This window comes from Streptomyces sp. NPDC046308 (assembly GCF_055588065.1).
The window spans coordinates 322708-340558 of record NZ_JBVJFB010000001.1 but is presented as its reverse complement, the minus strand read 5'-3'; the positions used below and the strand labels follow the sequence as shown (position 1 = coordinate 340558).

The following is a 17851-nucleotide window of genomic DNA, read 5'->3' as shown; positions in this document are numbered from 1 at the left end:
TTCCATCGAGTTACGGTGGAAATCTATCGAATCTCGATAGATGAGGCAAGGGGTGGGGGAAGGAGAGGCGGACGGCGGTCCAGGGCCAGGCGGTTGTCCGGCGCTGGACCGTGTCCTGGTCGTGGGGAGCCACGTGCCGTCGCCGAGTGGAACGGGGGCACGTGGCCCGCGGCGCGTCGTGAAGGCCGGGTCACGTAGCGCGGCCTGCCGGCGCCGGGGACGGGTCGGCCGGCGCGGTTGGATCTCCCCTTCGGAGACACCGTCCCGTCCGTTCGTCGACGGACGGGACTCGCTCGCTTCTCAGGCGGCGCCGGCCCTCGCGGCCTCTGCGGCGTCGCCCGCCTCAGCGACGTTGCTCGCCTTGGCGCCGTCGGCAGCCGGTCGCGGATTGCGGAGGAGCGGGAGCGTCGCGCACGCCGCGAGCAGGGCCGCCGCGGCGACCGCGTACCAGCCGTGCCGGAACGCGGTGACGGTCTGCCCGGGCGCCGCCGTGCCGAGGACGCCGACCAGGATCGCGACACCGAGGACCGCGCCGATCTGGCGGCCCATCGACGTGATGGCCGAGCCGGTGGCGAAGCGGGCCGGCGGCAGGGCGGCCGCCGACACCCCGGTCAGGACCGGGAGCGTCATGCCGACGCCGAGTCCGGTCAGCATCATGCCGGGTAGGAGCGAGGCCGCGTACGCCGAGCCGGTGTCGAGCGTCGCGGCCCACCACAGGATGCCGGCCGCGAACAGGACGGATCCCGCCAGCGCGACGCGGCCCGCGCCGAATCTGGCGACGGCGGGCCCGATCCGCAACGCGACCGGCGGCACCAGCAGGGGGCCCGGCGCGATGGCGAAGCCGGTGCGCAGGGCCGAGTAGCCCCACACGCCCTGGCACCACAGCACCGCGCCGAGCAGCATTCCGGCGAACGCGATGGTAAAGAGCGTTAGTGCGCCCGCAGCGGATGCGAACGCCGGGACCCGGAGCAGCGGCAGCTCGACGATCGGCACGGGGTGGCGGGCCGAGCGCAGGACGAACCAGACGGCGAGCAGCACTGCGCCGGCCAGGACGCCGAGGGTGCGGGCGCTCGCCCAACCCCAGTCGGGCGCCTTGATCAGGCCGAGCGCGAGCGTGGCGATCGATCCGGTGAGGAGGGCGGCGCCGAACAGGTCGGGCAGCGGACTCTTCTGCGCCCCCGCGCGTCCGGGCGACGGCAGCACCTTGACACCGAGCGCGAACGCCGCGATCCCCACCGGCACGTTGACGATGAACACCCAGTGCCAGCCGGCCTCGACCAGCAGCCCGCCGGCCACCGGCCCGAGTCCGGCGGCGATCCCGCCGATCGACGCCCAGGCCCGCACCGCCCCGGCGCGCTTCTCGGGCGCCGTCGTGTCGAGCAGCAGCGCGAGCGACGTCGGCATCAGCAGGGCGGCGCCCGCCGCCTGTACGAGCCGTGCCGCGACCAGCGTCCCGACGTCGGGAGCGAGTGCGCAGCCGACCGAGGCGAGGGTGAACACCGCCAATCCGGTCAGGAAGACCGGCTTGTGGCCGGAGCGGTCGGCGACGCGGCCGGCGACTACGAGGAGCGCCGCGAAGACGATCGCGTAGCCGTTGAGGACCCAGGAGAGCGAGCCGAGGCCACTCCCGCCGAAGGAGTCGCCGATCGCCGGGAGGGCCGCGTTGACGATGAAGAGGTCGAGGTTCGACATGAAGACCGCGGTGGCGACCGTCGCGAACACGGCTCGGGATGCCGTTTGTGGGTTTGAAAATCCAACTCTCATGGGCGAGAGGCTAGCCGTGCGGGTTTGAAAACGCAACGGACTCGCGAGAGGATGGGGACGTGAACGAGAGGATGGGGACGTGAAGTCGAACGCGAAGCAGGGCGAGAACGCGGTTCCGCACCCCGAAGTGCCTGGTCGGCCGTGCTCTGCGGCCGCCGCGCTGCAACTCGTCGGCGAACGCTGGGCCCTCCTGGCGATCCGCGAGATCTTCTACGGCAACCAGCGCTTCGACCAGATCGTCCGCAACACCGGCGCGCCCCGCGACCGCCTCGCCGCCAGACTGCGCGCGCTGGAAGAGGCGGGCGTGGTCGAGCGCCGCCCCTACAGCGAGCGCCCCCTGCGCTTCGAATACCACCTCACGGAGGCCGGCCGCGATCTCGCACCGGTGATGCACGCGCTGCTGGCCTGGGGCGATCGCTGGGCGGTGGACACCCCGCCGGTGGCCTTCCGGCATCGCGGAGGGCCCGGCTCCGAGCACGAGGCCGAGCACGACCTCGACCTGAAGCCGACGTGCCGGACCTGCGGTGAGGAGGCGGGCTCGGGCGGTCTCACGATCGACGTGCGGGCGCCCGGATGGGATCGGTCCGGGCCGATCGAAGGCTCCTGAACTCGGCAGGGACCAGGAGCGGGCCGCCGACGAACGAGCCGGAGCAGAAGCGGCTGCCGCCCCTCGCGGCAGGCCGACCGACCGTACGCGCTTGTCCACCGGGTCCACGACGAGGACCCCGTAGCCGCTTTCGGCGAGCCGGCGAGCATCCACCCCAGCCCCGCCGACGACATCCAGGACGAACGCGGGCGCGGGTGGAAGGTGAGCGCGCCCTACGTGCGCGTCACCGGTTCGAGCCGCAGCCGCCGGGTCGGCCAGGGCAGCGCGCGTGGGGGTGACTTCGGCGAGTCGAACCAGACCCGGACGTCCTCCCCGGTGCGGACGGGCAGGAGGGGGTAGTCGTTCTCGGCGTGCTCGGTGCGGTGCAGCGCATGCCAAGGACCCAGGTGGCGGGCGGCGTACGAGCCGAAGGCGGCCGCGTCGGCCGGATGGCAGACGGTCGCGACCACCTCACGGCTACCCGGCTCCGGCGTGAAGCCCGGCCCGCGCAGCAGCAGGACGTCGTCGCTGTCGATCATGGTGGCGTTGGCGGCCTCACGGTGCTCCCGCCAGACCGGGCCGGTGTAGAAGGCCTCCAGCGAGCGCCGGCGGCGCGACATGTCGGGGAACGCGCGCAGCCAGACGAAGCGGTCCGGGTCGTCCAGGTCGCGGAACCGGCCGCCCACGGTGATGCCGACCGCCTCCTGACCGGTCACGAACTCGCGCTCGAACAGCTCGATCAGCGTCTCCCGGGCTCCAGGGCGCAGCGTGTACTGGCGGAGTTCGACGATGCTCATGCGCCGGCGCGTCCGCTGCGGGTGAGGTCCATGGTCCAGTTGAGCTCCCAGGTGCGGCCGCCGTCGGAGGAGAACTCCTGCTCCCAGCGGGCGGTGTCCGGGCCGAGGCGGTACCAGGTGAAGTGCACTCCGATCGGGCGGCCTTCGTAGGTGTCCTCGCCGTGGAAGTCCCCGCGGTCACCGGCGAAGCCGCCGACCACCGGCGGATCCAGGCGGCCCGTCCGGCTGTCGGACCAGTGGATCGACCAGCGCTCCGTAGCGCGGTCGAAGAGCCGCAGGCTCACGCCCTGGCGGCCGAGCGTGGGGAAGGTGATCTCGTCGATGTTGCCGGCGCCCCCGAACAGCGGTCGGACCACCGCGTGACCGGGGAACTCCTCCCACGTGGCGGGGTCTGAGCCGAGCGGTGCGGTGAGACGGCGGTTGGCCACGTCCCAGGAGCCGTGCAGGAAGTCGAAGTCGTTCATGCACCGCAGGTTAGGGGCACTCCACTGACATCCACTGTCAGTGGATACTGTGCGGCATGCGTGCGAGCCGGCTGGTCACCCTGCTTCTCCTGCTCCAGAACCGCGGCCGGATGACGGCCCGGCAGCTGGCCGAGGAACTGGAGGTCTCCGTCCGTACGGTCTACCGGGACGTCGAGGCACTCGGCGCCGCCGGCATCCCGCTGTTCGGTGCGGCCGGACACGCGGGTGGCTACCGGCTGGTCGACGGCTACCGGACCCGGCTCACCGGACTGACCGCGGACGAGGCGCAGGCCGCGTTCCTCGCCGCGCTCCCCGGCGCCGCCGCCGAGCTCGGCCTCGGCGAGGCGCTCGCCGCCGCCCAGCTCAAGCTGCGGGCCGCCCTTCCGGCCGAGCTGCGCGAGCACGCCGGGCAGATCCAGGAACGCTTCCTGCTCGACGCTCCCGGCTGGTACGGCGACGCCGACCATACGCCTCACCTGGCCCCGGTCGCCGCCGCGGTGTGGGCACGGCGGGCGGTGGTACTGAGGTACCGGCGCTGGCGGGCGCCGGAGGAGATCGAGCGGCGGGTCGAGCCGTACGGGCTCGTACTCAAGGCCGGCCGCTGGTACCTGGTCGCGGGCGGGCCCTCCGGGATCCGCACCTACCGGATCGACCAGATCCTCGGACTCCGTCCGCTGGAGGAGCAGTTCGCCGTTCCTGACGGGTTCGACCTGGCCGGGCACTGGCACGGCCATCTGGCCGACTTCCGGGCGCGGCTGCACACGGCGGAAGCCCTCGTACGGCTCACCCCGGAGGGCGCCCGCCGCCTCGGCGTGACACCCACGAGTGACGGATGGACGCAGGCCCGGGTGCCCATCGAGTCGATCGACCACGCCCACGGAGAGTTCCTGCGCCTGGGCACCGACATCGAGGTGGTGGCACCGGCCGAACTGCGCGACCGCATCGCCGAGACCGCGCGCACCCTGGTGAGCCGCTACGGGGGCTGACCCGACCGTGTTCCCTCACAGACTGGTGGCCAGCCAGACGGTCATGGCCGCCGTGGTGGTGAGTCCGACGTTGAGGGCGATCCGGCGGTCTTCGCCGGTCAGGTGGACGACGATCGCACCTGCCTGGAGGAGCACGAAGCCGACGGCCGCGGCCGGCGCCAGCGGGAGCGCGATGCCCGTCAGCGGCGGCAGGACCAAGCCCGTCGCACCGAGTATTTCGACCGTTCCCAGCGCCCTGAGGGCGGGCAACGGCACGCGGTCGACCCAGGCCATCATCGGCCGGAGCCGATCACGGCTGCGGACCACCTTCAGCGTGCCCGCGTAGGCGTAGAAGAGCGCGAGCGGTCCCGCGACGAGCCAGTAGGCGATGTTCATGGTTCCCGTTCATGGGTGATCGGTTCACGGAGGTCCCCTCGACTGGTTCAGCCGAGATCCGTGGCGGGCTCGGTCGCGTAGCGGCTCATCGCGTCGATGTTGGCCTGGGGCGTCAACGGCGAGCCGCCGGCGCGCACTTCCCGGAGGTCCCGGAAGTACTGCACGTACAGATCGGGCGTGCCCGCGGTGGCGTCGTAGGCCTGGTCCCCGACGGTGAACCGCACGGTGCCGGAGAGGATGGAGAAGCCCTCGTCGTGCCGGGCGTGGCGGTGCTGCGGCGGTCCTTGGGTGTGCGGGGCGAGGACGGACTCGGTGATCGCGAGGCGGTGCCCGGTGTGGCTGCCGTCCTCCAGGACGCGCATGCGCGTGGTGCCCAGAACGATCGTCTCACCGTCGCCGGGACCCACGACCGATACGGCGGGGTCGGTCTGCGGCGCCTGGGCCGCGCGTTCTTCGCTCATGCGGACCAGTGCACCGCCGGGCGCCTGCCCGTGTCCAAGACCCGTTCCGCAGCGCTGATACCTCGTGGGTATCGTTGCAGCGTGGAGCTACGTACCTTGCGCTATTTCGTGGCCGTCGCGGAGGAACTCCACTTCGGCCGGGCCGCCAACCGGTTGCACATGAGCCAGCCGCCGCTGAGCCGGGCGATCAAGAGGCTGGAGGCCGATGTCGGGGCCCAGCTGTTCGCCCGCTCACCCGCCGGCGTCACGCTCACTGCGGTGGGCGCAGTGCTGCTCGACGAGGCGCGGGCCCTGCTCGACCATGCCGACCGCGTCCGTGTACGCGTGAGCGCGGCGGCCGGCGCCGCGGTCATCACCGTCGGCATCCTGGGCGACGGTACCCGACCCAGGAGTGTCCAGGCTGGCCGCAGCCTTCCGCCGCACCCACCCCGGCGTCGACATCCGCATCCGCGACACCGACCTGACCGACCCGACGTGCGGGCTGCGCGCCGGACTGGTCGACGTCGCCCTGACCCGGGCGCCCTTCGACGAGACCGCCCTGACGGTGCGTGCGCTGCGAACCGACCCGGTCGGCGTCGTCCTGCGCGCCGACGATCCGCTCGCCGGGCGTGACACGCTGCGGCTGGCCGAGCTGAGCGACCGCCGCTGGTTCCAGTTCCCGCAGGGCACCGACCCGATCTGGCAGTCGTACTGGAACGGGGGCACGCCGCGCGAGGGCCCGGTGGTGCGCGCCGTCCAGGAATGCCTGCACGCCGTCCTGTGGAACGGCACGGTCGGCCTGGCCCCCCTCGGACACGACCTGCCCGCGGAGTTGGCCGTGGTGCCGCTGGTCGACATGGCGCCAAGCCGGGTGGTGGCGGTGTGCAACGAAGGTGACACCAACCCGTTGGTCCGGTCCTTCATCGAGATCGCGGCAGCCGCCTACCGTCACTGAGCGCCGCGGACGACCGCGCCCGCCCGGGTCACTGCGTGAGGGGTGCGCGCACCTATTGACCCGCAGCCTGCGCGGCAGGGCCCGGCGCGCGGGCGCCCGGTCCTCCTCAGCCGAGGGCCGCCAGGACCCGGTCCGGGGTGAGCGGGAGTTCGCGGATCCGGCGGCCCGTCGCGTGGTGGAAGGCGTTGCCGACGGCCGCCGCCGTGCCGACGATGCCGATCTCGCCGATGCCCTTGCCGCCCATCGGGTTGAGGTGCTTGTCGTGCTCGTCCAGCCAGTGCACCTCGATGTCGGGCACGTCGGCGTGGACGGGGACGTGGTAGGAGGCGAGGTCGTTCTCGGTGAAGTCCCCGAAGGCCGGGTCCATGGTGCTGTGTTCGGTGAGGGCCATGCCCAGGCCCATGACCATGCCGCCCACGAACTGGGAGCGGGCGGTGAGCGGGTTCAGGATGCGGCCCGCGGCGAAGACGCCCAGGAGCCTGCGGACCCGGACCTCACCCGTGACGGTGTCGGCCTGCACCTCCGCGAAGTGGGCGCCGAACGCGTGCCTGGCGTATGGGGACTTCTGCTTGGCGGAGGCCGTCGTATCCGCGGGGACGGACACTCCCGCCTCCGGGATCGGGCCGGAGCGGCGGGCGAGCAGGGCGACCAGGCTCGTACAGGCGTCGTGGACCGCCCAGCCCCAGGAGGCCGTCCCGGCCGAACCGCCGGCCACCGAGCCCTGCGGCAGCCCGGAGTCTCCGATCTCCACCGTCACCCGGTCCAGCGGGACCCGCAGCGCGTCGGCGGCGATCTGCGCCAGGACGGTGCGGGCGCCGGTGCCGAGGTCGGTGGCGTTGGTCTGCACGAGGTACGTACCGTCGGGGAGGGCGTGCGCCCGCGCCGAGGAGGGCGCGACGTACACCGGGTACGTGGCGGCGGCGACTCCGGTGCCGATCAGCAGCGGCCCGTCCTGGCGCGGTGTGCGGTGCGCGGCCCAGTCGAACCGGGCGGCTCCCTCGCGCAGGCATTCCACGAGATGGCGGCTGCTGAACGGGTGGCCGCTGTCGGGTTCCGCGTCCGGCTCGTTGCGGACGCGCAGCTCGACCGGGTCGATGCCGAGGGCGCAGGCCAGCTCGTCCATGGCCGACTCCAGGGCGTACATGCCGGGGCACTCGCCGGGCGCCCGCATCCAGGACGGCGTGGGCACGTCGAGGGGCACGACCCGGTGCGTGGTGAGCAGGGCGGGCGCGGCGTACATGACGCGGGCCGGCACGGCGGCCTGTTCGACGAACTCCCGGACCCGGGAGGTGTGGGTGGTGACCTCGTGGGCGAGCGCGGTGAGCGTGCCGTCCGTACGGGCGCCCAGGCGCACGCGGTGCAGAGTGGGCGCGCGGTGGCCGACGACGGCCGCGAGGTGACGCCGGGGCAGGGCGATGGTGACGGGGCGGCCGGTGTGCCGTGCGGCCATCACGGCGAGGACGACGTGCGGGCGGGGGGTGCCCTTGCAGCCGAAGGCACCGCCGACGTGTGCGGAGACCACGGTGACGCGGTCCGCGGGCAGCTCGAAGAGGGCCGCCAGTGTGGAGCGTACGAGTCCGGATCCCTGGCTGGAGTCGTACACGGTGAGGGTGCCGGAGTCGGCCTCCCAGTGGGCGGTGGCGGCGTGCGGCTCCATGGGGTGGTTGTGCAGCGGCGGTACGGCGTACGCGCAGTCGACGCGCACCGGCGCGGCGGCGAACGCGGCGGCCGCGTCGCCCTTCTCGCGGTGGGCCGGATAGCCGCCGTTGACCTGTTCGGGCGTGTAGGCGGCCGGGTGGCCGGTGTCCAGCACGCAGTCGTGGGACTCGACGTCGTAGCGGACGTGGACGGCCGCGGCCGCGGCCCGGGCGGCCTCCGGGCTCTCGGCGACGGCCAGGGCCACGTACCAGCCGCGGTGGGGCACTTCGGGGTCCTGAAGCACGCGGAGGGTGGGGTCGTCGGAGGAGCCCAGCCGGGGTGCGTCGTAGGGCGTGAGGACAGCGAGGACACCGGGCAGCGCCAGCGCGCCGGCGGTGTCGACGGCGGTGACGCGTCCGCGCGCCACGGTGGCGGGCACCGGCCATGCGTACGCCCGGTCCGGCAGGGCGTACTCGGCCGCGTAGCGGGCCCTTCCCGTGACCTTCTCCCGGCCCTCCAGGCGGGTGACGGGGCTGCCGAGGGAGGGCGCCGGGGCGGCGGGGCTGGAGTCCATGGCGGGTCCTCACGATCGGGGGAGGGGCGGAGGGACGTTTCAGGAGCGCGGGCCGCGGGAGGGGGGACTCCCGGCGAGGGAGTCGAGCACGTGGCAGGCGAGGTTGCGGGCGAGGGGGACCTTGAAGGCGTTGTCGCGCAGCGGCTCCGCCGCGTCCAGCTCGGCCTCGACGGCCTCCCGTACGGCGCTCGCGGTGGGGGCGGCGCCCAGCAGCCGTTCCTCGGCGGCGGTGGCGCGCCAGGGGCGGTGCGCGAGCCCCCCGAAGGCGAGCGCCACATGGCGGACGCGTCCTCCGGAGACGTCGAGCACGGCGGCGACGGAGGCGAGCGCGAAGGAGTACGAGGCGCGGTCGCGGGCCTTGCGGTAACGCGACGGGAGGCCGGCGCGCTCCGGCGGGAGCGTGACCGCCGTGACGATCTCGCCGGGCTCGACGACGGTGTCCCGTTCGGGTCGGTCGCCCGGCAGCCGGTGGAAGGCGGTCGCGGGCACCGTACGGGCACCGCCGGGGCCCTGGAGTTCGACGCCCGCGTCGAGCGCGACGAGCGCCACGGCCATGTCGGACGGGTGGGTGGCGATGCACTGCGGGGAGTGGCCGAGGACGGCGTGGTCCCGGTGGACTCCGTCGCGGGCGCCGCACCCGGTGCCGGGCTCCCGCTTGTTGCAGGGTTTGGCCAGGTCCTGGAAGTAGGGGCAGCGGGTGCGCTGGAGCAGGTTGCCGCCGGTGGTGGCGACATTGCGCAGCTGGGCGGAGGCACCGGCCAGGAGCGCCTCCGACAGGGCGGGGTAGCGGGCGCGGACGAGGGGGTGGAGCGCGAGGTCGCTGCCGCGCACCGCGGAGCCGATCCGCAGGCCGCCGTCCGCCGTCTCCTCCACGGAGCCGAGGGGCAGGCCGGTGAGGTCGACGAGGGTGTCGGGGGCTTCGACCCCGAGCTTCATGAGATCCACGAGGTTGGTGCCGCCGCCGAGGTAGCGGGAGCCGGGCCGCGCGCCGTGGGCGGCGATGGCCTCGGAGAGATCGGTGGCGCGCACGTACGCGAACGGCTTCACGCGCCCACCCGACCGTCACCGTGAGCCGGGGCGGGAGCCGGGGCGGGAGCCGGGGTCTCGGCTGGGGCGGCGGCCTGCGGGACCGCGGCGACGTCCCGTACGGCGTCCACGATGCGGGGGTACGCGCCACAGCGGCACAGGTTGCCGCTCATGGCCTCGGCGATCCCGGAGCGGCTGAGGTCCGCGGCTGCGGGGTCGGCGGCCGCCTCGGCGAGCAGGCCGGCGGCGGAGCAGAGCTGGCCGGGCGTGCAGTAGCCGCACTGGAAGGCGTCCCGTTCCATGAAGGCCTCCTGCAACGGGTGCAGCCGGCCCGTTTCGTCGTCGCCCAGACCCTCCACGGTGGTGACCTGGCTGCCGTCGTGGGCGACGGCGAGCAGCAGGCAGCTGTTGGCGCGCCGGCCGTCGACCAGGACGGTGCAGGCACCGCACTGGCCGTGGTCGCAGCCCTTCTTGGCGCCGGTCAGGCCGAGGTGCTCCCGCAGCAGGTCCAGCAGGGTGACCCGGTGGTCCACGTCGAGCTCGTGGCGCCGGCCGTTCACCTGCAGCCCGACGCGGGAGCGGGTCTCCTCCATTGGATGCGCCACTGTTGCCCCTTTGTCCAGGAATCGCGACATACCACCCCTCGGGATAACCGGCCGGGGCGGATCTCACACCTCCCTTGTGGGACAAGCGGGTGCGCGTGTGTGGCGGTGACCCCGGGGCGGCGGCCCGATCCGGCGGTGCGTCGCACCGCACTCCCGCGCCTCGGGGTGGCGCCATACGGGGGCGTCCGGCGCCATCCGGGGCCGTTCCGGCGGGCGTCCGGGGCCGCCCGGGGCCGTTTCGGTGGCCGTCCAGGCCCTCCGGATCCGGTTCCGTCCCCGTTCGCGCGTGCATGGAACGGCCTGCCGGGGAAGGCGTGTCGGGGACCCGTACACCCGAGAAGGGACGGACACCATGGCACGACCGAGGATCGTGGTCGTCGGCGCGGGCTTCGCCGGCGTCTCCTGCGTACGCCGCCTGGAGCGGACGTTGTCACCCGGGGAGGCGGAGATCCTGCTGGTCACTCCGTTCTCCTACCAGCTCTACCTGCCCCTGCTGCCGCAGGTGGCCTCCGGAGTGCTCACCCCCCAGTCCGTGGCGGTGTCACTGCGCCGCAGCCGCCGCCACCGGACCCGGATCGTGCCCGGCGGGGCCGTGGGCGTCGACACCCGGGCCAAGGTCTGCGTGATCCGGAAGATCACCGGGGAGCTGGTGGACCAGCCGTACGACCACCTGGTGCTCGCGCCGGGAAGCGTGACCCGCACCTTCGACATCCCGGGCCTGGCGGAGCACGGCCGCGGCATGAAGACGCTGGCCGAGGCGGCCCACCTGCGCGACCACGTGATCGCCCAGCTCGACCTGGCCGACGCCGCCGCACCGGGCTCGGCGGAGCGGGCCTCACGGCTCGGCTTCGTCGTGGTGGGCGGCGGCTACGCGGGCACGGAGACGGCCGCCGCCCTGGAGCGGCTCACGAAGAACGCCGTCGGCCGCTACCCCCGGCTGGACCAGCGCGAGATCAGCTGGCACCTCGTGGACGTGGCCCCGAAGCTGATGCCCGAGCTCGGCGACCGGCTCGGCCGGGCAGCCCTCGACGTATTGCGCCGCCGCGGCATCGAGGTCTCGCTCGGTGCGTCCGTCGCCAAGGCGGGCCCCGAGGACGTCACCCTCACCGACGGGCGCGTGCTGCCCTGCCGCACCCTCATCTGGACCGCCGGCGTGGCCGCGAGCCCGCTCATCGCCACGCTGGGCGCCGAGACCGCGAAGAGCGGCCGCCTCGTCGTCGCACCGGACCTGCGGGTGCCGGGCGCGGACGGCGCGTTCGCGCTCGGTGACGCGGCCGCCGTGCCCGACCTCGCCGGCGGCGGGGACGGTGCGGTGTGCCCGCCCACCGCGCAGCACGCCGCGCGCCAGGGCAGGGTCGCCGCCGACAACCTCGTCGCCACGCTGCGGGGCACGCCGCTGCGCCCGTACGTCCACAAGGACCTCGGGCTGGTCGTGGACCTCGGCGGCCGCGACGGCGTCTCCCGGCCGCTCGGCATCGACCTGCGCGGGATGCCCGCCCAGGCCGTGGCCCGCGGCTACCACTGGGCGGCGCTGCGCACCGGGGCCGCCAAGACCCGGGTGATGACGAACTGGCTCCTGAACGCCGTGGCCGGCGACGACTTCGTTCGGACCGGCTTCCAGACGTACAAGCCGGGGACGCTGCGCGACTTCGAGTACACGGACCACTACCTCACCCCGGAGGAGGTGCGGGCCCGCACGGCGGCCGACGGCGGCTGACAGCTCCGGCGAGAGAGCACTGATCCCGGGAACCGGGGTTGAGGTCACAGCATGCGGTCGACCAGCCCGTCGACGTAGTACGGGGTGAGCTCCGTGCCGAACAGGACGCGGATGTACGGTTCGGCACCCGCCCGCAGGCCCTGCCGGCCGTTGCCCGACAGGGCGACGGCCAGGCGCACCGGGTCCGGTGATCTCGCGCGCCACGTTGGCCGCGTAGGTGCGCAGATCGCCGGCCAGGCTCCCCGTGTCCGGCGTCGGCGACTGCGCGTCGTTCCCCATGGCGGCATCGCCTGCGTCCCCAAGCAGTCGCCCGAACCGGGCCGTGCTGCTCACGGTGACCGGCCTCCGATCCACGGGCGCCAGGGTGAGGGGAACCCCGCCGCGCCGGCCGGAGAGGCGTACGGGCGTGCACCGGACGTGATCCGCCCAGAACCAGACGGCGTTCTCGGCATGCCCCGCGCGCGTCGGGTGTTCGCCTGCGAGGATGGTACGGCTGGAGTCGAGGGATCCGCTGCGAAGTGACGGCCCCGCGGCTCCGCCCCACGTACCCCGGCCGGCACCCCCCCCGCTGGCCGGGCCCGCCCCGGCCAGCCCACCCCCCCCGGCTGGTCGGGGCCCTTTCGTACGGAGGGACGTTCACAGGGCGGCCGAAGGCATGCCACTGTCCGCTGATTGGCTCTCCCTCCGAAACGACGCATCGGTGAGAGTGCCACTCTGATCGTTGCCGCACTCAAGGGAGTCGTCATGCAGGTAGCAGTGGTCACCTTCGACGGGTTCAACGAACTCGACAGCTTCATCGCTTCCGCGCTGATCAACCGGTGCCGCAAGGACGGTTTGGAAGCCTTCATCACGACCCCCACGCCCCGGGTCACATCGATGAACGGCGTCGAAGTGACCGGTCAGCGCCCCATGGAGTTCGTGACCGAAGCCGACGTCGTGCTGATCGGCAGCGGGGTGCGCACACGCGATGTGGTCGCCGACGACCAGCTGATCTCCAGGCTGTCGCTCGACCCCACGCGCCAGCTGATCGGCTCACAGTGCTCCGGCGCGCTGGTCCTGGCCCGGCTCGGGCTGTTGGCCGGCATGCCGGCCTGTACGGACAGGACCAGCCGGCCCTTCGTCGAAGCCTGTGACGTCACCGTGCTGGACGCCCCGTTCCACGCCGAGGGGAACATCGCCACGGCAGGTGGCTGCTTGGCGTCCCAGTACCTCGCCACATGGGTGATCACCCGCGTGCTCGGGGAGCAGGCCGCGCGCGACGTCCTCGACTACGTGGCCCCCGTCGGCGAGAACCAGGAGACCGTCGAGCGCGCCCTGCGCGCCGTCCTCGCGCGCGCGGCCGCACTGCACTGACGCCCCCCGACGGCCCCACACCAGCCTGCCGACAGGTCGGCGACCGACCTCCGGTTTCCCGGCTCACCGGCGAGCGGGTTGAGCTCTGTTCGACGACGCCCCATGCGTTGGCCGTCGCAGGGGGGTGTGCATAGGGTCGGCGGCATGGCGACACGACTTGTTCAGATTGCGATGGACGCTCGGGACGACTCCGCGCTCGGCCGGTTCTGGGCGCAGGCGCTCGGCTGGAGCATCGACAGCGAGGCGCCCGGCGTGACCAATCTCGAACCCGTGGGCTTCGTCTATCCCGACCCCATCGCCGTCTGCGTCGACGTCATTCGCGTCCCGGAACCCAAGACGGTGAAGAACCGCGTGCACATCGACCTCGCCACCACCTCCGCGGCCCACCAGGCAGAGCTGATCGCGCGCCTCCAGGCCCTCGGCGCGACCCCCGCCGACGTCGGCCAGGGCGACGTCCCCTGGACGGTCCTGGCCGACCCGGAGGGCAACGAATTCTGCGTGCTCGAGCCGCGATCGATCTACCGGGACACCGGGCCGATGGCCGCGGTCGTGGTCGAGTGCGTGGATCCGCGGGCCATGGCGCGGTTCTGGGACGAGGCGATGGACTGGACCCTGCACGAGGTGACCGACGATCGTGCGGTGCTGCGCTCCGCCAAGGGTGTCGGCCCGTATCTGGAGTTCCTCCGCACACCCGACACGAAGACCGTGAAGAATCGCATCCATCTCGACCTCCGCCCGTACCCGGATGACGACCAGGCGGCCGAGGCGGCCCGGCTCCAGGCTCTCGGCGCGACGCCCGCCGACGTGGGCCAGGGCGACGTGCCGTGGACGGTCCTGGCCGACCCGGAGGGCAACGAGTTCTGCGTCCTCAGCCCGCGCTGACACGGAGCACGGGGGATCCCGGCTGTCCGTGGCCGGCTGCGCTGCCGGCACCGCGAGTCAGCGCGCCGCCGCGACCGAGTCGACGGTGCCGTGCCAGGTCCTGCGGTATCCCTCGCGGAGCGGGCCACCGACGAGGTCGAGCACTTTCCACGCCGCGCTGATCAGTGCTGCGGTGTCGCCCGAACCGCACAAGTGGTGGTGCCCCTCGAGCAGGGCGGCTCCGTGTCGTGGGTCGGCTTCCAGCAGGCGGCGGGGCAACCACTTCCCGCCGCCGATCCACGCGTGATGGTGGTCGCAGAGCAGATCGGCGGCGGTAGCGACCACGTACCCGGCCACGGCCAGGCGCTCGAGGGGGTCACTGGCGTCAGTGAGGTCGTCCAGGGCGTCCGTCAGGGCGTAGCGCTTCGTTTCGACGGTCTCCGGTCCCAGTGCGGGCGGACCCGTGCGAAGGTCCGCTTCGGCCACGGCGCGAGCGCGCCCGGCCTCGCCATGGGAGTCGACCAGAACGAGGCCCGAAACGTATATGTTCTGAAGGACCGCCCGCCGTGCGGCGACGTCTGCCGCGAAGAGTTCGCGGAGGCCCGTCCGGGTGTGGACGAAGAGTTCGACGAGTCGTTCCTCGAACCGGATCGTCTCCCGGTAGGTCACGCCGCCGTCCTCGACGAGCACCGCGATGTCGAGGTCACTGCCGGCAGTGCTTCGGCCGGTGGCCGTGGAGCCGGCGAGGACCACGGAGAGCGCGTCGGGAAAGCGGCTGCGGACGAGACGCCGCGCCTGGTCGGTGGGGTCCGGATGCATGAGGGGCAGATTGCCAGGATCCTCGATCAGGGGCGAGTGGATTCCGTACGGCGTGGTCCGAGCCGCTCACCCCCTGGTGAAGCGCGGATCGGTCTCAGCAGCGGGCGAGTGTGCCGCTCTTCAGGGTGGACTTGTCGCCGACCAGCCAGCCTTCGGTGTTCGTGCCCTCGATACGGGCGTAGATCCACTTGTTGCCGTGGGCATTGGTGACGTAGCAGTGGTAGTAGACCTTCACGCCGGCCTTGAGCGCGGTCACGTACGAGCACTCGGCGTACGGGCCGGTGTAGAGGTGGGTGTCCCGGGCCGCCAGCCCGTAGCCGTCGCTGCGGTTCGAGTGGGCCCAGCCGGTGCACGCCGTCGACACCGGGACGGGCTCCTTCACCGGGGAGCTGTTCGTTGCCTTCGGCGAGCCGGACGGTTTCGCGGCCGAGCCGCCGCTCCCGGGCGTTGGCGTGGGACCTGTCTGCCCGTTCTTGTCCTTGTTCGAGGGGGTGGCGGACGTCGGACCTCCGGGGGCAGCCTGGCCGCCGGACGTCCCACCGCCGGCCGCGCTGCCCGCCGCCGGAAGCGCCGGGTTCGATCCGCCGCCCGTGTCGCCCCGCGCGTCCATCAAGGCGTAGGCGACTGCGCCGCAGGTGAGGACGGTCGCGGCCGCCACCGCGACGACGGTACGGGTGCGGCGGCCCCCCGTGCGGACGATCGTGGCACGGGTTAGGGAACGGCTGCCGGGACCGTCGGGTATGCCGGGGGGCGTGCCCGGATGCGCGGCGCCCTGCTGCGGAGGGGCGGCGTAGACGTCGGTCGGCGTGTAGGAGGCGACGGGCTGGGGGGCGGGCTGGGAGAACGGCGCGGCGGGGGGACCGAAGGCCGGCGCAGGGACGGGCTGCGCGGCCGGCGGTGGCGCGAGGTCCACCGTCCTGCCCCCGGCGACCGCCTCCAGCATGTCGCGCGCCCGCCCGGCGTCGGGCCGCTGCAGCGGATCCTTGGCCATCAGTGCCCGCAGCACCGGGGTGAGCGGTCCGGCGCGCCGGGGCTCCGGCAGCGGTTCACCGACGATCGCCGCCAGCGTGGACCACACCGACGTACGGCGGAAGGGCGAGGAGCCCTCCACGGCCGCGTACAGCGTCATGCCGAGCGCCCAGATGTCCGACGCGGCACCCGGTTGCCGGCCCTGTGCGCGTTCCGGTGGCAGATAGTCGAGGGAGCCGACGATCTGACCGCTCTGGGTCAGCTTGGCCAGGGCCTCGTCGTCGGTGGTCTCCATACTGGCGATGCCGAAGTCGGTGAGTACGACCCGGCCGCTGCGCTCAAGCAGTACGTTGCCGGGCTTGACGTCCCGGTGGAGCACCCCGGCCCGGTGCGCCGCGTCGAGCGCGTCCATCAGCTTGGCGCCGATCGCGGCCGCTTCACGCGGGTCCAGCGGGCCGCGCTCCGTCAGCACGTCGTCGAGGGAGGGCCCGTCGACCAGCTCCATGACGATGACCGGCAGGCCCTGCTCCTCGACCACGTCGTGCACGGTGACCACACCGCCGTGCCGGATACGCGCGGCGGCCTGCGCCTCCCGTTGCATCCTGACCCGCAGATCGGCCAGCTCGGTGGGGGAGGCGTCGGTATAGGCCCGCAGGACCTTGACGGCGACCTCGCGGTTCAGCAGCTGGTCCACCGCCCGGGCGACCACCCCCATGCCCCCGCGCCCGATCATCGCGGTCACGAGGTACCGCCCGCCCAGCGCCTTGCCGACCAGCTCCGCGCCGTTCGCCCCCGCCACTTGTCACACTCCGTTTCGCCGCACTGTCGAAGATCCGCGGGGACCAGCGTAGGGGTACGTGCGCGGGCGGTTCGCGCGACCCGGCCCTCGGCGTGCCGGGAAACCGGCCCGCCTGGACCGTGGCGACCGCGGCCGCGGTGCCTACGAACTCGGGTTCCGGCTGCGCCCCTTGGACCTGGATCGACGGCGAGGTGTGTGCGCTGGACGGACTTCCAGGTCGGCTGCGGTGCCGACGGGATTCGAACCCGCGGACAGATGGGGGCAGGTCCGCCCCGTCCCCGTCAGTCGCCGTGGGCGGGACCTCGCCCACGGCGATCGCAATGGACCGCTCTGCCACGGCACCGCAGCCTGCGAGAATGCGCGCCGTCCCGCTGGGGCTCACCGTAGAGGAGCATCCTCTGCGCAGCGAGCGCTTATCGAGTACCGGCACACCCCCCCTGCACCAGGGCCACGGAAGTCGAGCCGGGACCAGAAGGAGTCCTGCCTCGCTCCCGGGCGGCGCGCCGGCCCCGGGGCCACCCGCGGCGCCCGCTGCTCCACCCGCCACCCTCACTCTGAGCGCCCAAGCCGACGCCACGACGCGTGACTTCCGTAGCATTGAGCCGCTCTGTGAGGTGCGTCATCAGGCCGACCGGGACCGGCTCCAGGCACTCTCAGCGCAGCTGTCAGCAGGGCCGCCCCTGAGGCCGGTGGTCGCACGGAATCCGCTGTTCAGCTCTTGCGGGTCAGCGGGTGCCCGGAGAAGCTCACCCCTGCCAGGCCATGGGCCACGAGGTTGCGGATGTTGCCGTGATCAGTGTCGTTCGGCGTGGCCAGCACGCTGCGGTAGTGCTCACCGAACGCCTGCAGGGCCTCTTGGTCGCTCAACCCTTCCAACAGGGCAAGGCCCAGCGTCTTGCAGGACCCTTCGTTCTCACCTGCGGCGTTTTCCACTTCTCCGTTGCGGAACGCCTGCGGCTGATAGTCGTAGTGCGCAGCGACGAAGGCAAGGGTGTCGGCGAACTGGTGCTCACCTGACGCGAGGCTCGCCCGGAACGACTTGAGATCCGTCATGTTGGTTCCCTTGGGTTGGACGGACGATCCGACTGCCGTCCGTGACCGGGGGACGATACCCCCCTTGAGG

The 17851-nt window shown here is 73.0% G+C and carries 17 protein-coding genes, 1 tRNA gene and 1 pseudogene; 6 read left to right on the top strand and 13 right to left on the bottom strand.

Annotated elements, in window-relative coordinates:
* Positions 1 to 300 precede the first annotated feature (300 nt).
* Positions 301 to 1722 (bottom strand): MFS transporter, encoded by a 1422-nt coding sequence (locus ACZ6JT_RS01590; RefSeq protein WP_469206052.1) that lies wholly within the window; start codon positions 1720 to 1722, stop codon positions 301 to 303.
* Between the two features lie 121 nt (positions 1723 to 1843).
* Here ACZ6JT_RS01590 and ACZ6JT_RS01585 point away from each other — a divergent pair, with 121 nt between their 5' ends.
* Complete coding sequence (locus ACZ6JT_RS01585) at positions 1844 to 2371, top strand: winged helix-turn-helix transcriptional regulator (protein ID WP_469206050.1); 528 nt, start codon at positions 1844 to 1846, stop codon at positions 2369 to 2371.
* Between the two features lie 212 nt (positions 2372 to 2583).
* On the opposite strand, the gene ACZ6JT_RS01580 is transcribed toward ACZ6JT_RS01585, so the two are convergent.
* Together ACZ6JT_RS01580 and ACZ6JT_RS01575 are read right to left on the bottom strand one after the other, a co-directional pair.
* Complete coding sequence (locus ACZ6JT_RS01580) at positions 2584 to 3147, bottom strand: NIPSNAP family protein (protein WP_469206048.1); 564 nt, start codon at positions 3145 to 3147, stop codon at positions 2584 to 2586.
* Positions 3144 to 3611, bottom strand: coding sequence for a hypothetical protein (locus tag ACZ6JT_RS01575; protein ID WP_469206046.1), 468 nt, complete (start codon positions 3609 to 3611; stop codon positions 3144 to 3146). The genes ACZ6JT_RS01580 and ACZ6JT_RS01575 overlap by 4 nt, the downstream gene beginning before the upstream one ends.
* A 56-nt stretch (positions 3612 to 3667) precedes the next feature.
* Between ACZ6JT_RS01575 and ACZ6JT_RS01570 the strand changes: the two genes are divergently transcribed.
* Complete coding sequence (locus tag ACZ6JT_RS01570) at positions 3668 to 4597, top strand: helix-turn-helix transcriptional regulator (protein WP_469206044.1); 930 nt, start codon at positions 3668 to 3670, stop codon at positions 4595 to 4597.
* A 15-nt stretch (positions 4598 to 4612) separates the two neighbouring features.
* Here ACZ6JT_RS01570 and ACZ6JT_RS01565 read toward each other — a convergent pair whose 3' ends face one another.
* Together ACZ6JT_RS01565 and ACZ6JT_RS01560 are read right to left on the bottom strand one after the other, a co-directional pair.
* Positions 4613 to 4972, bottom strand: coding sequence for a DoxX family protein (locus ACZ6JT_RS01565; RefSeq protein ID WP_469206042.1), 360 nt, complete (start codon positions 4970 to 4972; stop codon positions 4613 to 4615).
* Between the two features lie 47 nt (positions 4973 to 5019).
* Positions 5020 to 5433, bottom strand: a complete 414-nt coding sequence (locus ACZ6JT_RS01560) for a cupin domain-containing protein (RefSeq protein WP_469206041.1) — start codon at positions 5431 to 5433, stop codon at positions 5020 to 5022.
* 81 nt (positions 5434 to 5514) lie between these two features.
* On the opposite strand from ACZ6JT_RS01560, the pseudogene ACZ6JT_RS01555 reads away from it, so the two are divergent.
* Positions 5515 to 6367, top strand: a pseudogene (locus tag ACZ6JT_RS01555) (LysR family transcriptional regulator).
* A gap of 106 nt (positions 6368 to 6473) precedes the next feature.
* Here the strand turns inward: ACZ6JT_RS01555 and ACZ6JT_RS01550 are convergent.
* From ACZ6JT_RS01550 to ACZ6JT_RS01540, 3 genes are read right to left on the bottom strand one after another with little or no spacing between them, the layout of a single operon-like run.
* Positions 6474 to 8579, bottom strand: a complete 2106-nt coding sequence (locus ACZ6JT_RS01550; protein ID WP_469206039.1) for a xanthine dehydrogenase family protein molybdopterin-binding subunit — start codon at positions 8577 to 8579, stop codon at positions 6474 to 6476.
* Positions 8580 to 8618: 39 nt separating this feature from the next.
* Positions 8619 to 9626, bottom strand: a complete 1008-nt coding sequence (locus ACZ6JT_RS01545; protein WP_469206037.1) for an FAD binding domain-containing protein — start codon at positions 9624 to 9626, stop codon at positions 8619 to 8621.
* Positions 9623 to 10198 carry a (2Fe-2S)-binding protein gene (locus ACZ6JT_RS01540; RefSeq protein WP_469208127.1) on the bottom strand — a complete coding sequence of 192 codons (576 nt, stop codon included), beginning with the start codon at positions 10196 to 10198 and terminating at the stop codon, positions 9623 to 9625. The genes ACZ6JT_RS01545 and ACZ6JT_RS01540 overlap by 4 nt, the downstream gene beginning before the upstream one ends.
* Positions 10199 to 10562: 364 nt before the next feature.
* Between ACZ6JT_RS01540 and ACZ6JT_RS01535 the strand changes: the two genes are divergently transcribed.
* Positions 10563 to 11927, top strand: coding sequence for an NAD(P)/FAD-dependent oxidoreductase (locus tag ACZ6JT_RS01535; protein ID WP_469206035.1), 1365 nt, complete (start codon positions 10563 to 10565; stop codon positions 11925 to 11927).
* Positions 11928 to 11971: 44 nt separating this feature from the next.
* Here the strand turns inward: ACZ6JT_RS01535 and ACZ6JT_RS01530 are convergent, their stop codons facing one another.
* Positions 11972 to 12106, bottom strand: coding sequence for a hypothetical protein (locus ACZ6JT_RS01530; RefSeq protein WP_469206033.1), 135 nt, complete (start codon positions 12104 to 12106; stop codon positions 11972 to 11974).
* A gap of 565 nt (positions 12107 to 12671) precedes the next feature.
* Between ACZ6JT_RS01530 and ACZ6JT_RS01525 the strand changes: the two genes are divergently transcribed.
* On the top strand, positions 12672 to 13280 hold the full coding sequence (locus ACZ6JT_RS01525) for a type 1 glutamine amidotransferase family protein (RefSeq protein ID WP_469206031.1): 609 nt from the start codon (positions 12672 to 12674) through the stop codon (positions 13278 to 13280).
* A 144-nt stretch (positions 13281 to 13424) separates the two neighbouring features.
* Positions 13425 to 14162 carry a VOC family protein gene (locus ACZ6JT_RS01520; RefSeq protein WP_469206029.1) on the top strand — a complete coding sequence of 246 codons (738 nt, stop codon included), beginning with the start codon at positions 13425 to 13427 and terminating at the stop codon, positions 14160 to 14162.
* Between the two features lie 57 nt (positions 14163 to 14219).
* Here ACZ6JT_RS01520 and ACZ6JT_RS01515 read toward each other — a convergent pair whose 3' ends face one another.
* The 4 genes from ACZ6JT_RS01515 to ACZ6JT_RS01500 form a co-directional block, all read right to left on the bottom strand.
* The gene (locus ACZ6JT_RS01515; protein WP_469206027.1) at positions 14220 to 14960 is read right to left on the bottom strand and encodes a nucleotidyltransferase domain-containing protein; all 741 of its coding nucleotides are present in this window, start codon (positions 14958 to 14960) and stop codon (positions 14220 to 14222) included.
* A gap of 94 nt (positions 14961 to 15054) precedes the next feature.
* Positions 15055 to 16662, bottom strand: a complete 1608-nt coding sequence (locus tag ACZ6JT_RS01510) for a serine/threonine-protein kinase (RefSeq protein ID WP_469208125.1) — start codon at positions 16660 to 16662, stop codon at positions 15055 to 15057.
* Positions 16663 to 16952: 290 nt separating this feature from the next.
* Positions 16953 to 17071 (bottom strand) — tRNA-Arg (locus ACZ6JT_RS01505).
* Between the two features lie 368 nt (positions 17072 to 17439).
* Positions 17440 to 17781 carry a HopJ type III effector protein gene (locus tag ACZ6JT_RS01500; RefSeq protein WP_469206025.1) on the bottom strand — a complete coding sequence of 114 codons (342 nt, stop codon included), beginning with the start codon at positions 17779 to 17781 and terminating at the stop codon, positions 17440 to 17442.
* Between the last annotated feature and the right edge of the window lie 70 nt (positions 17782 to 17851).

Coding starts and splice junctions, on each gene's coding strand:
- ACZ6JT_RS01535 (WP_469206035.1), top strand. CDS start 10,563: ATGGCACGACCGAGGATCGTGGTCGTCGGCGCGGGCTTCGCCGGCGTC.
- ACZ6JT_RS01510 (WP_469208125.1), bottom strand. CDS start 16,662: ATGATCGGGCGCGGGGGCATGGGGGTGGTCGCCCGGGCGGTGGACCAG.
- ACZ6JT_RS01560 (WP_469206041.1), bottom strand. CDS start 5,433: ATGAGCGAAGAACGCGCGGCCCAGGCGCCGCAGACCGACCCCGCCGTA.
- ACZ6JT_RS01525 (WP_469206031.1), top strand. CDS start 12,672: ATGCAGGTAGCAGTGGTCACCTTCGACGGGTTCAACGAACTCGACAGC.
- ACZ6JT_RS01520 (WP_469206029.1), top strand. CDS start 13,425: ATGGCGACACGACTTGTTCAGATTGCGATGGACGCTCGGGACGACTCC.
- ACZ6JT_RS01515 (WP_469206027.1), bottom strand. CDS start 14,960: ATGCATCCGGACCCCACCGACCAGGCGCGGCGTCTCGTCCGCAGCCGC.
- ACZ6JT_RS01550 (WP_469206039.1), bottom strand. CDS start 8,579: ATGGACTCCAGCCCCGCCGCCCCGGCGCCCTCCCTCGGCAGCCCCGTC.
- ACZ6JT_RS01580 (WP_469206048.1), bottom strand. CDS start 3,147: ATGAGCATCGTCGAACTCCGCCAGTACACGCTGCGCCCTGGAGCCCGG.
- ACZ6JT_RS01575 (WP_469206046.1), bottom strand. CDS start 3,611: ATGAACGACTTCGACTTCCTGCACGGCTCCTGGGACGTGGCCAACCGC.
- ACZ6JT_RS01565 (WP_469206042.1), bottom strand. CDS start 4,972: ATGAACATCGCCTACTGGCTCGTCGCGGGACCGCTCGCGCTCTTCTAC.
- ACZ6JT_RS01540 (WP_469208127.1), bottom strand. CDS start 10,198: ATGGAGGAGACCCGCTCCCGCGTCGGGCTGCAGGTGAACGGCCGGCGC.
- ACZ6JT_RS01500 (WP_469206025.1), bottom strand. CDS start 17,781: ATGACGGATCTCAAGTCGTTCCGGGCGAGCCTCGCGTCAGGTGAGCAC.
- ACZ6JT_RS01570 (WP_469206044.1), top strand. CDS start 3,668: ATGCGTGCGAGCCGGCTGGTCACCCTGCTTCTCCTGCTCCAGAACCGC.